This is a genomic window from Nonomuraea recticatena (assembly GCF_039533245.1).
Taxonomy (GTDB): Bacteria; Actinomycetota; Actinomycetes; order Streptosporangiales; family Streptosporangiaceae; genus Nonomuraea; species Nonomuraea roseola.
Genome location: NZ_BAAATE010000036.1, coordinates 80196 through 91982 on the forward strand (window position 1 = coordinate 80196; position 11787 = coordinate 91982).

The following is an 11787-nucleotide window of genomic DNA, read 5'->3' on the forward strand; positions in this document are numbered from 1 at the left end:
TCCGAGGTCGCCACCGGTGGCCGCCGGGGTCCTTCGGTGGGTACGGCAAGCGGTCACGCGCGGGGCGCGGCGTCGCTCCAGTCGAGGATGACCTTGCCGGTACGGCCGCTGGCCGCCGTGTCGAAGGCGGCGTCGAAGTCGCGGTAGGAGAACCTGTCGGTGATCACCGGAGAGAGGTCGAGCCCCTTCTCCAGCAGGACCGACATGTTGTACCAGGTCTCGTACATCTCGCGGCCGTAGATGCCCTTGATGGTGATCATCGAGGTGACGACCGTGGACCAGTCGATGGCGAACTCCTCGGAGGGCAGGCCCAGCATGGCGATCCTGCCGCCGTGGGTCATGTTCGCGATCATGTCGCGCATGGCCTGCGGATGCCCTGACATCTCCAGGCCGACGTCGAAGCCCTCGCGCATGCCCAGCTGCTTCACGCCGTCGGCGATGGAGCTCTGGGCGACGTTGAGCGCGAGGCTGACGCCCAGCTTGCCCGCCAGGTCGAGGCGCTCGGGGCTCACGTCGGTGATCATGACGTTGCGCGCGCCCACGTGCGTGGCGACGGCGGCGGCCATCAGCCCGATGGGGCCCGCCCCGGTGACCAGGACGTCCTCGCCGACCATCGGGAAGGACAGCGCGGTGTGCACGGCGTTGCCGAAGGGGTCGAAGATCGCCGCGATGTCGGGATCGACGGGGATGCGGTGCACCCAGACGTTCGAGGCGGGAAGGGTCACGTACTCGGCGAACGCGCCGTCGCGGTTGACTCCCAGCCCGACCGTGTTGATGCACAGGTGCCTGCGGCCCGCCATGCAGTTGCGGCACTTCCCGCAGACGATGTGGCCCTCGCCGCTGACCAGGTCGCCGACCTGGATGTCCTCGACGCCCTCGGCGACCTCGACCACCTGGCCGGAGAACTCGTGCCCGACGATGAGCGGCAGCGTCAGCGTGCTCTTCGCCCAGTCGTCGTACTTCCTGATGTGGAGATCGGTGCCGCAGATGCCGGTGCGCAGCACGCGGATCTTCACCTCGCCAGGGCCGACGACGGGCTCGGGCACGTCGACGAGCCACAGGCCGGGCTCGGCCTTCTGCTTGACCAGCGCTTTCATGACGGTCGTTTCCCCCTCCTGACAACCTTACGCACTGTGCCGGTGATCACCTTCCGTGTCCATCGAGGTTTTCTTAACGCGTCCGTCAGGGAATCTTCACGGTTTTACGAAACAAACTTTTGAAATAGAATGGCCCATCATGAGACAGGTGAGCGGTGACGCGTCCCTCCTGAGGAGGCTCAACTCTGCCGCCATCCTGCGGATCATGCGGGCGTCCGAGGACGCCACCCTGACCGAGCTGGCCAGGGCCGCCCGGGTCTCCAGGCCGACCGCGGAGGGCGTCGTCGACGACCTGCTGGCCGAGGGCTGGGCCGAGGAGTGCGTCGAGGAGCAGGGCGACCGCCAGCGCGGCAGGCCCGCCCGCCGCTTCAGGTTCCGCGCCTCCGCCGCGCACGTCGTGGGCGTCAGCATCGGCCATTCCGGCGTGCGGGCCACGGTCTCCGACCTCAACGGCGGGCTCGTGTCGGTGCGCAGGCGCAGGCTGGCGCCCGACACCGCCGCTCCCGACCGTCTCGCGGCCACCGTCGAGCAGGTGTGGCTGGCCGCCGCCGACGCCGAGATCGCCGTCGGCGACCTGGTCGCGGTCGGCGTGGGCACCACCGGCGTCGTCGACGGCGAGGGCAGGGTGGTCAAGAGCATCGCCCTTCCCTGCTGGACGGGTCTGCATCTGCAGGCCGAGCTCGGGGCCAGGCTCCCCGTCCCTGTGGTCGTCGAGAACGACATGCGGCTCGCGGTGCTCGCCGAGCACTGGCGCGGAGCGGCGCAGGGACGCAGCAACGTCGTCTACCTGTTCACCGGCAACAGGATCGGCATGGGCCTGCTCATCGGCGGCGTGCCGTACAGGGGGTCGCACGCGGCCTCGGGGGAGATCGGCAGGCAGCCCAACGACAACTGGGTGGCCTTCAGGCACGTCATGGACTACGCGATGTCGGCCGAGCCCGGCGAGTTGCGCTCCAGCAGGCAGAGCGCCGAGTTCGCGATCTCGCGGGCCAGGGACGGCGACGAGCGCGCCGGCCAGGCGGTCAGGGACTTCGCGCGAGGGCTGGCCTCCGGGCTGATCCCCGTGGTGAACCCGCTCGACCCGGAGATGGTGGTGATCGGCGGCAGCCTCTCCTCCGCAGGCGACCTGCTCGTCGACCCCATCCAGGAGCTGCTCGACGAGTACTGCCTCTACCCGCCCAAGGTCACGGCGTCGGGTCTCGGGAGCGAGTGCATCATGCTCGGCGCCGTACGGCTGGCGCTCAACCACGCCGACCGCCTGCTCTTTACGCCGCCTGCTTGAAAAATCTTTCCCGGGCCCTCCAGCTCGGGTTTCGGGGCGTCTTCGCAGGTCAGCGAGATAACTCTTCCATCACGGGCCGATTGCCGGAGGGCATCGATTCGTCCAGGATGCCCGTACGAGCAAGATTTACTCTAGTTACTTGCATAAATGGGCGCTAGCCTCCAGGCGAACTCGTTCTGACTTGGAGGTGAGACGTGGTCGCATCCACGGCAGCCGCCCGGGCGGAGGTCCTGGTGGACACTCGCCCGCAGCGACGGACCATCAGAGACCGGTTGAAGCGCGACTGGACCCTGCTGGCGCTGTGCGTGCCCGGAGTCCTGTACTTCGTGGTCTTCTTCTACGTCCCGCTCCTCGGGAACGTGATCGCGTTCAAGGACTACGCGCCGTTCCTGGGCATCAACGGCAGCCCGTGGGTGGGCCTGGAGAACTTCGCCACCCTCCTGGAGGAGCCGGAGTTCTGGTCCGCGGTCAGCAACACGCTGCAGATCACCGCGCTGCAGCTGCTGCTGTACTTCCCCGCGCCGATCGCGCTCGCGCTGCTGCTGAACTCCCTGGTCGGCCACCGCGTCAAGCGGTTCATCCAGTCGGTCGTCTACCTGCCGCACTTCCTGTCATGGGTCGTGGTCGTCGCGATGTTCCAGCAGGTCATCGGTGGCGCGGGCACCGTGAGCGGCTTCCTGAACACGCACGGCATCACGATCGGCAACCTGATGTCCAACCCGGACACCTTCAAGCTGCTGGTCACGGCCCAGGTGATCTGGAAGGACTGCGGCTGGGGAACGATCATCTTCCTGGCCGCGATCACCGCCATCGACATGAGCCACTACGAGGCCGCCGCGATCGACGGCGCCGACTGGAAGCGCCGCCTGTGGCACGTGACGCTGCCCGGCATCCGCTCGGTGGTCCTCATGATGCTGATCCTGCGCCTCGGCGACATCCTCTCCGTCGGCTTCGAACAGATGGTCCTGCAGAGGGACGCGGTCGGCGCGGGAGCGGCAGAGGTGATCGACACCTACGTCTACTACCACGGCATCCGTGACGGCGACTGGGGCATGAGCACCGCGGCCGGCCTCATGAAGGGCCTCATCGGCGCGGCGCTGATCTACGCGGCGAACAAGCTCGCACACCGCTTCGGAGAGCAGGGGATCTACCGATGAGGCCACCGTGGATGGAGCGCCCGACCATCGCGGGCCGCACCCTGAAGTTCCTGATCCTGACCGCGATCACCGTGGCCGTGCTGTACCCCTTCGGCCTGGCGCTCGGCACCAGCCTGATGGGCCGAGCGGAGAGCATCGCCAACGGCGGCGCCTACGTGCTCTTCCCCTCGAAGCCGACCTTCGAGGCCTACGCCGTGATCCTCTCAGGCGGCGCGGTCACCCGCTCGGTGCTGATCAGCATCGGCATCACGCTCGCCGGCACCGCCCTGAGCCTGGTCTGCACGGTCTTCCTCGGCTACGCGCTCTCGCGCAGGGGCATGCTCGGCGGCAAGCCGATCCTGCTGATGGTGCTGGCCACCTTCCTCTTCACCCCCGGCATGATCCCGAGCTACCTGATGGTCAAGGAGCTCGGCATGATCGACACCTACCAGGCGCTGATCGTGCCGGTGCTGGTCAACGCCTTCAACGTGGTCGTGGTCAGGGCGTTCTTCCAGAACCTGCCGGACGAGCTGTTCGAGGCGGCCAAGATGGACGGCTGCAGCGAGTGGCGGATGCTGTGGCGCATCGCGATCCCGCTGTCCAAGGCGGTCATCGCCGTGGTCGGCCTCTTCTACGCGGTCTCGTACTGGAACACCTTCTTCAACGCGATCCTCTACCTCAACGACCAGTCGATGCACCCCATCCAGGTCGTGCTGCGCCAGTTCATCTTCCGCGGCGGCGCCGCCTCCGGCATGGACGTCGCGATCGTCCGTGACCTGCCCGCCTCCTCCATCCAGATGGCGGTGCTGGTCATCGCGCTGGTCCCGATCCTGCTCGTCTACCCCTTCCTCCAGAAGTACTTCACCAAGGGCGTCCTGACCGGCGCCATCAAGGGCTGAACACACCCCCAGGAGACATTCATGTCCTCACCCATGTCCCGTCGCGGCTTCCTCGGACTCGCGCTCGCCGGCGTCACGGTCGCCGGGCTCTCCGCCTGCGGGGGCGAGGGCGGCGGCGCGGCCGGCGTCAAGAAGGGCGGCGCCGAGCTGTCGAAGAAGCTCGTGCTCCCGACCTTCACGGCCGCCAAGATCCCGACTCCCGACCTCCCCGTCGACGCCGGTCAGGACCCCGCCTACCTGAAGTACCCGACCGAGCTGATCAAGTCGGTCGCCACCCCGCCCGGCGACGGCAAGAAGATCACCTCGCTCACCCAGACCTGGGACGTGGCGCCGCCCTCCACCGCTGACAACGCCTACCTGCAGGAGCTCAACAAGGCGCTCGGCTCCGAGTGGAGCATGAACATCGTGGTCGGCGACGGCTACCCCGACAAGTTCAACGCCATCATCGCCAGCGACGACCTGCCCGACCTGGTCTGGTTCCCGCCGAACCAGGGCCTGCAGCGGGTGCCCGAGCTCCTGGCGGCGAAGTTCCACGACCTGACGCCCTACCTGACCGGCGACGCGATCAAGAAGTACCCGAACCTCGCCAACCTCGGCGACGTGGCCTGGAAGTCGGCTGTCACCGACGGCAGGCTGCACGGCGTCGCGGTGACCTACAGCAAGTTCGGCCAGGTCTTCTGCGTCAACCAGGACTACTGGCAGCCGGTCGGCGGCGCCACCTTCACCAGCGCCGACGACTTCCTCGAGAAGACCAAGCAGCTGCTCGACGTCAAGAAGAACAAGTACCCGCTCGAGCCGTCGTACGTGAACCACGTGCACATGTTCAGCCAGTGGTACGGCGCGCCGAACATCTGGCGGCTCGAGGGCGGCAAGCTGACCCACTGGTATGAGACGCCGGAGTACCTCGCCGCGGTCGAACTGGCCGTCAAGGCCTTCAAGGCCAAGCTGTTCTGGCCCGACCCGGCCCTCGCCACCATCAAGGACAAGGTGGCCAACGGCCAGATCGGCGCCTACGTCGAGTCGTTCCCCGGCTTCATCAACGACGCCAAGACCCAGAAGTACAATCTCGGCGTCATCGTGCCGTTCGCCGCGACTCCGACGTCGAAGCCGGTCCACAACGCAGGGCTTGGTTCTGTCGGGTTCACCGCGATCAGCAACAAGGTCGACAAGGCGCGTATCGAGACGCTGCTCGGCGTGCTCAACTACCTGGCCGCCCCGTTCGGCACCGAGGAGTACCAGCTCGTCAACTTCGGCGTCGAGGGCACGCACTTCACCAACGAGGGCGGCGACCTGGTCTTCACCGACAAGGGCAAGGCCGAGGTTCCCACCACCTGGCAGCCGCTGTCCTTCGTCATGAACGCGCCTTCCGCACAGTTCGTGCCGGGTCAGCCTGAGCGCACCAAGCTCATCCACGAAGTTCAGACCAAGATCGCACCGCTCTTCCAGGAGCGTGTCACCACCGGTCACTTCTCCGACGCCTACACGCAGAAGATCGGCGAGCTCACCACGATGTCGTCGGACACGATCGTCGACTTCGTCACCGGCCGCAAGCCGCTGTCGGAGTGGAAGAGCTTCGTCAAGAAGTACATGGACAAGGGCGGCGCCGCGATGAAGGCCGAGTACGAGGCCTCCATCGCCAAGGGCTGACCACGCCGTACGTCGAGGAAAGGACAGAAGTGGAAGACCTGCGCATCGGAGTCATCGGCCTCGGGCTGCGAACCAACCTGGCGCTGTCGGCGCACCGGCCGGGCAAGGGCTCGGTCGTGGCCGCGCTGTGCGACTCCGACCCGGCAGTGCTCAAGCGTCAGGCCGAGAAGTTCGAGGCGGACATCCTGACAGAGGACTACCGCGAACTGCTCGACAGGAAGGACATCGACGCCGTCATCGTGATGACGCCCGACGACACCCACGAGCGCATCGCGGTCGAGGCGCTCGAGGCGGGCAAGGCGGTCTACCTGGAGAAGCCGCTGCACATCACGGTCGAGGGCTGCGACAACATCCTGCGCACCGCCAAGCGCACAGGGACCCGTCTGTACGTGGGGCACAACATGCGCCACATGGGCGTCGTCCGACTGATGCGCGACATCATCCAGAAGGGCGTCATCGGCGAGCCGAAGACCGTCTGGGTGCGCCACTTCGTCTCCTACGGCGGCGACTACTACTTCAAGGACTGGCACGCGGACCGCACCCGCACCACGGGCCTGCTCCTGCAGAAGGCCGCGCACGACCTCGACGTCATCCACTGGCTGGCGGGCGGCTACACCACGCGCGTCAACGCACTCGGCGACCTGATGCTCTACGGCGACCTGCCGCGCCGCGAGCCCGGCACGCCGCGGCCCGACGGGTGGCTGAGGGAGTTCGAGTGGCCCCCCACCGAGCGCAGGAACCTCAACCACGTCGTCGACGTCGAGGACGTGTCGGTGATGAACATGCGCCTCGACAACGGGGTCATCGCCGCCTACCAGCAGTGCCACTTCAGCCCCGACTACGTGCGCAACTACACGGTCATCGGGACGGAGGGCCGCCTGGAGAACTTCGGCGACGGCCCCGGCGACACGGTGAAGGTCTGGAACACCGGCCCCACCTCCTACCGCGACGACTGCGATATCGCCTACAAGGTGCCGGACGCGCAGGGCTCGCACGGCGGGGCGGACACCGGCATCATCGCTGAGTTCAACAGGTTCGTGCGCGAGGGAGGCGTCACCGACACCTCTCCCGTGGCGGCCAGGATGAGCGTCGCGGCGGGGTACATGGCCACGATGTCGCTGCGTGACGGCGGCATGCCGTACGACGTGCCGCCGCTGGACCCGGAGCTCATCGCCTACTTCGAGCGAGGCCAGGTGTGAGACCGGCGGTACGCCGGTGGAAGCCGGGCGCGGGCGTCCTGCGCCCGCGCCCCGGCTCGCTCACCCCGGAGGGCGCGCGGCTGGGCCTGCCCGGCCTGCCAGGCGACATCACGCTGCTCCTCGACCCCGAACTGGTCGACGCGGAGGGCGGCGAGCGCTTCGCACAGGAGGGCTTCCTGCTCTCGGTAGGTGTGGACGGCGCGACCGTCTCCGCGCCCACCCCGCGCGGCCTGCGCCACGGCGCCCGCACCCTGCTCCAGCACCTCGACAGGCACGGCGAGCTCCCCGCGGGCGAGGGCGCGGACTGGCCTGGCTACGAGGTGCGCGGCTTCATGCTCGACGTGGGCCGCCGCTTCTTCACGCCGGGCTTCGTCCGCGACCTCATCGTGCGGATGGGGGAGCTGAAGCTCAACGAGCTGCAGCTCCACCTCAACGACAACGGCTTCCGCAAGGACAGGACGGGCCCATGGGACGGCGTGCAGGCCGGCTTCCGGCTGGTCAGTGAGCGCTTCCCCGGCCTGGCCTCCGCCGACGGCGCCTACACCAGGGCCGAGTGGGACTCCTTCGAGGACCTGGCGGCCGAGCACGGCGTCGCGCTCATCCCCGAGATCGACGGGCCCGCGCACTCCCTGGCCTTCACGCGCTACCGGCCGCAGTTGGGGACGGGCGACCATCTCGACCTGTCCAGGCCCGAGACGACGGCCTTCATGAAGGAGGTCTTCGACGAGTTCGTCCCGTGGTTCCGCGGACCCGAGGTGCACTTCGGGGCCGACGAGTACCTCTCCTCGCCCGAGCTCTTCCGCGACTACTTCAACGCCATGGCCGCGCACGTCAGGTCGCTCGGCAAGCATCCGAGGGCGTGGGGCAGCTTCACCAGGATGACCGGCGACGCCGAGGGCTACGACCGCGACGTCACCATCAACACCTGGAGCACCGCCTGGTACGACCCGCTCTCGGCGGTGCGCGACGGCTACCGCTTCGTCAACACCGACGACTGCCTGCTGTACATCGTGCCCTTCGCCGACTACTACCACCCCACGGGGCTGGACGCGGACTTCCTCGAACGGGAGTGGGAGCCGCACGTCTTCGCCGAGGGGATGACCGTCGAGCCGAAGCACCCGCTGCTGCGCGGCGCCATGTCGGCGGTGTGGAACGACCTGACAGAGGCCGACTACACCGAGCAGGATGTGTGGCGGCTGGTGGAGCCGACCTTCGACATCCTCGCGGGGAAGATGTGGAACGCCTGACCCGACACCACCTTCGCCACCAGCTCCTGCCAGGCTCCGATCCCTCGGGGCTGATCCACCACTGGACCGCCTGAGCTTCACCCAGCTCGCCGTGCGCGCCTAGGAAAGCTCATGCGGAGCGGCTGACATCGAGCCTCATGCGGTGGGAACCCGCCTCGGTCCGCGGACAGTCCTAGGTGTGGACATGCCATTTCGTGCTCGGATACGTGACGGAGATCCCGAAGCCTTCGCGCAGCTCTTCGACGACTACGCGCGCTCCGTCTACAACCATGCCTTCCGCCTGCTCGGCGACTGGGCCGCCGCCGAGGACGCGCTGTCGCTGACCTTCCTCGAAGCCTGGCGGCTGCGCCGGAGGATCGACCCTGACGGCGGGTCGCTGCGCCCGTGGCTGCTGGGTGTGGCCACCAACGTGGTGCGCAACATGCGGCGGGCCGTACGCAGACACCGGGACGCGATGGCGCACATGCCGAGGCCCGATCCGGTCCCCGACTTCGCCGACGAGGTGGCCGGACGGCTCGACGACACCGAGCGCCTGGCCGCGGTCCGGATGGCCTACGACGGCCTGCGCCGCCAGGAGCGGGAGGTCTTCGCACTGTGCGTGTGGTCGGGGCTCGGCTACGCCGAGGCAGCCGAGGCGCTGGGCATCCCCGTCGGCACCGTGAAGTCCCGACTGTCCAGGGCCAGAAGAAGGTTGGAACCGCCACCCCGGTCGCGACAGATAGATGGTGACCTGAGCCCGCTGAAGGAGATCCGATGAACGAGTTCACCCCGGTGGAGCGCGATCTTCCTGAGGGCCGTCACCGGCAACTCAAGGAGTTCGTCATGACCGAGATCCAGACCACACCCCGTCGGCGTCCCGTCCGCCTGCTCGCACCCGCGCTGGGACTGGCCGCCGCCGTGGCGGTCGCCGTACCCCTGGTGTTCGGTGGAGGCGCGCCCGCCTACGCGATCACCAAGAACGCCGACGGGACCATCCAGATCAGCATCAACGAAGCGAAGAATCCCAAGGCCCTTCAGGCGGACCTGGAGAAGATGGGGCTCAGAGCCGTCGTCGACTTCATCCCGAACGGCAAGCGCTGCAGCCCGCAGCCGCGCAGCGCGAGCTGGGTGCCGAGGGAGGAGGCGAAGCTGACGGTGTTCCCGCCGACGGAGGGGTCGGACTTCACGATCGACCCGGCCGCGGTGAAGGAGGGGCAGACGGCGGTACTGGAGTTCGGGTTCAACCAGAACGACGGGTGGGCGGTCGCGGGCGTGTGGTCGGGCATCTCCAACGGCCCCGTCGCCGAGTGCACCCTGGTCGACAGCCCCGGCGCCCCCCTGGGCCCGGATCCCGCCTAGGATTACTCTCATTGATGAGACTATCATTCATGTTAGTAACATCGATGAGAGTATGTGATGGTGGACTTCATCGGCCGACGGCACGAGCTCGCGCTCCTGCGGCAGCACTTTGAACGCGTGCGGGCAGGGGGTGCCCGTCCGGGCCAATGTCTGATCATGCGCGGACGCCGACGAATCGGGAAGTCCCGACTGGTGGAGGAGTTCACACAGAGCGCCGACGCGCCAGTCCTCTTCTACACGGCGACCGGTGCCCGCGTCGATCAGGAGCTGGAGCAGTTCCGCAGGGATGTGGCGGCTTCAGGGCTGCCCGGACGCGACCTCGTGGCCAAGACGCCGCTCGACACCTGGGACTCCGCCTTCCACCTGCTCAGCCAGATCCTGCCCGATGACAGAACCGCCATCGTGGTGATCGACGAGGTGCCCTATCTCTCCCAGGGCGATCCCGGGTTCGAGGGAGTCCTCCAGCGAGCCTGGGATCGCTATCTCGAACGCAAGCCGGTGCTGCTGATTCTCATCGGCTCCGACCTGTCGGTGATGGAGACGCTCACCACCTACAACCGCCCCTTCTACCAGCGCGGCAGGGAGATGAAGGTCGGCCCCCTCACCCCGGGGGAGGTCGGGCAGATGACCGGGCTCCCTGCGGCGGAGGCCTTCGACGCCTGGCTGGTGACCGGCGGGCTGCCGTTGATCTGCGCCGCGTGGGAGCCGGGGGAGCAGCTGTGGACGTTCATGGAACGCCAGCTGGCCGACCCCACCTCCTCGCTGCTCGTCTCGGCCGAGAGATCGCTGACCGCCGAGTTTCCCAAGCAGGCCATCGCCAAGGACGTGCTCGGGATCATCGGAACCGGAGAACGGACCTTCTCCAACATCGCCCGCGCCGCAGGAGGACTGTCGGCCGCCACCACCACCCGCTCGCTCGAACTGCTCACGAGCAAGCGTGTGGTGGTGGCCGAGCTTCCGCTCGGCACGAGCCCGTCCAAGGAGAAGCGCTACCGACTGGCCGACCCCTACCTGCGGTTCTGGACGCGCTTCCTGGAGCCAGCCTTTCCTCTGCTCGAACGCGGCAGATCGGACGTGGTGCTGCGGCGGGTACGCGAGGGCTGGACCGCCTGGCGGGGGCGCGCGGTGGAGCCGGTGATCCGCGAGTCCCTGGCCAGGCTGCTGCCCGACGACCGCTTCCCGGACGTCATGGAGATCGGCTCCTACTGGACGCGCTCCAACGATGTGGAGATCGACCTGGTGGGGGCGGACAGGGCGCCGGTCGCGAAGCGTTTGTCCTTCATCGGGTCCATCAAGTGGCTGGAGTCCCGGCCCTTCGACAACCACGATCTGGCCGCGCTGGCACGCGTCCAGGGAGCTGAGGTCCTGCCGATGGTGGCGGTCTCGCGGTCGGGGGTGACGACGGCAGGGGGACTGGCTACCCACTACGGCCCCGACGACCTGATCGGGGCGTGGGAGTAGCCTCGTCGCTCCGCGTGCCCCCGCAACTCCCCACCGGTGAGGACGATGCCGTCAGGCGGATGGTCGGGTCAGGCCTCCTGGCGGTTCTTCTCCAGGTCGGGGTACGGCGAGGGCTCGGGGACGGCCGAGGTGAGCTGGCGAGGGCCTGGGGTGGTTTCGGCCTCCCTGGCGTCGGCCACCGCCTCCGCCGCGGCCTCCGAAGCCCTGGCGATCTCCTCCTCCGCCTCCGAGACGTCCGAGGCGGTCGAGTCCGACGAAGCCGGAAGCGTCGCGGCGGAGGGCGGGAGGGCCTCGGTGAAGGCCTTGGAGACGCCCTGCAGCGCGGACGTGACCTCGCTCGGGATCACCCAGAACGTGTTCCCCTGACCCTGGGCGAGCTGGGGAAGCACCTGGAGGTACTGGTAGGCCAGCAGCTTCGGGTCGGGGTCGTTGCGGTGGACGGCCTGGAAGACCTGGTCGATCGCGCGGGACTGGCCCTCGG

Annotated in this window: 10 protein-coding genes and 1 pseudogene; 9 read left to right on the forward strand and 2 right to left on the reverse strand. The window is 68.0% G+C overall.

What is annotated here, in order from left to right; all coding sequences use genetic code 11:
- Window positions 1–53: 53 nt before the first annotated feature.
- Entirely contained in the window at window positions 54–1097 is a 1044-nt protein-coding gene (tdh, locus tag ABFX50_RS42285) for an L-threonine 3-dehydrogenase (RefSeq protein ID WP_183654690.1), read from the reverse strand.
- Window positions 1098–1236: 139 nt separating this feature from the next.
- On the opposite strand from tdh, the gene ABFX50_RS42290 reads away from it, so the two are divergent.
- The 9 genes from ABFX50_RS42290 to ABFX50_RS42330 all read left to right on the forward strand — a co-directional run bounded on the left by ABFX50_RS42290 (window position 1237) and on the right by ABFX50_RS42330 (window position 11306).
- Complete coding sequence (locus tag ABFX50_RS42290; RefSeq protein WP_346154851.1) at window positions 1237–2379, forward strand: ROK family transcriptional regulator; 1143 nt, start codon at window positions 1237–1239, stop codon at window positions 2377–2379.
- A gap of 272 nt (window positions 2380–2651) precedes the next feature.
- Window positions 2652–3536: an ABC transporter permease gene (locus ABFX50_RS42295; RefSeq protein WP_246453193.1), complete on the forward strand. Its 885-nt coding sequence runs from the start codon at window positions 2652–2654 to the stop codon at window positions 3534–3536.
- A complete protein-coding gene (locus tag ABFX50_RS42300) occupies window positions 3533–4414 on the forward strand; it encodes a carbohydrate ABC transporter permease (RefSeq protein ID WP_346154854.1) in 882 nt (293 codons plus the stop codon). The genes ABFX50_RS42295 and ABFX50_RS42300 overlap by 4 nt, the downstream gene beginning before the upstream one ends.
- A gap of 21 nt (window positions 4415–4435) precedes the next feature.
- Window positions 4436–6061, forward strand: a complete 1626-nt coding sequence (locus tag ABFX50_RS42305; RefSeq protein WP_346154855.1) for a type 2 periplasmic-binding domain-containing protein — start codon at window positions 4436–4438, stop codon at window positions 6059–6061.
- 29 nt (window positions 6062–6090) lie between these two features.
- Window positions 6091–7260: a Gfo/Idh/MocA family protein gene (locus ABFX50_RS42310; RefSeq protein ID WP_346128500.1), complete on the forward strand. Its 1170-nt coding sequence runs from the start codon at window positions 6091–6093 to the stop codon at window positions 7258–7260.
- Window positions 7257–8507: a beta-N-acetylhexosaminidase gene (locus tag ABFX50_RS42315; protein WP_346154857.1), complete on the forward strand. Its 1251-nt coding sequence runs from the start codon at window positions 7257–7259 to the stop codon at window positions 8505–8507. The genes ABFX50_RS42310 and ABFX50_RS42315 overlap by 4 nt, the downstream gene beginning before the upstream one ends.
- 184 nt (window positions 8508–8691) lie before the next feature.
- A complete protein-coding gene (locus ABFX50_RS42320) occupies window positions 8692–9264 on the forward strand; it encodes an RNA polymerase sigma factor (protein ID WP_346154860.1) in 573 nt (190 codons plus the stop codon).
- Complete coding sequence (locus tag ABFX50_RS42325) at window positions 9261–9845, forward strand: hypothetical protein (RefSeq protein WP_346154862.1); 585 nt, start codon at window positions 9261–9263, stop codon at window positions 9843–9845. Before ABFX50_RS42320 ends, ABFX50_RS42325 begins: the two co-directional genes overlap by 4 nt.
- 57 nt (window positions 9846–9902) lie before the next feature.
- Window positions 9903–11306 (forward strand): ATP-binding protein, encoded by a 1404-nt coding sequence (locus ABFX50_RS42330; protein ID WP_346154867.1) that lies wholly within the window; start codon window positions 9903–9905, stop codon window positions 11304–11306.
- A gap of 68 nt (window positions 11307–11374) precedes the next feature.
- Here ABFX50_RS42330 and ABFX50_RS42335 read toward each other — a convergent pair.
- Window positions 11375–11787, reverse strand: a pseudogene (locus tag ABFX50_RS42335) (SPFH domain-containing protein); the annotation flags it as partial.

Coding starts and splice junctions, on each gene's coding strand:
- ABFX50_RS42325 (WP_346154862.1), top strand. CDS start 9,261: ATGAACGAGTTCACCCCGGTGGAGCGCGATCTTCCTGAGGGCCGTCAC.
- ABFX50_RS42330 (WP_346154867.1), top strand. CDS start 9,903: ATGGTGGACTTCATCGGCCGACGGCACGAGCTCGCGCTCCTGCGGCAG.
- ABFX50_RS42300 (WP_346154854.1), top strand. CDS start 3,533: ATGAGGCCACCGTGGATGGAGCGCCCGACCATCGCGGGCCGCACCCTG.
- tdh (WP_183654690.1), bottom strand. CDS start 1,097: ATGAAAGCGCTGGTCAAGCAGAAGGCCGAGCCCGGCCTGTGGCTCGTC.
- ABFX50_RS42320 (WP_346154860.1), top strand. CDS start 8,692: ATGCCATTTCGTGCTCGGATACGTGACGGAGATCCCGAAGCCTTCGCG.
- ABFX50_RS42305 (WP_346154855.1), top strand. CDS start 4,436: ATGTCCTCACCCATGTCCCGTCGCGGCTTCCTCGGACTCGCGCTCGCC.
- ABFX50_RS42290 (WP_346154851.1), top strand. CDS start 1,237: ATGAGACAGGTGAGCGGTGACGCGTCCCTCCTGAGGAGGCTCAACTCT.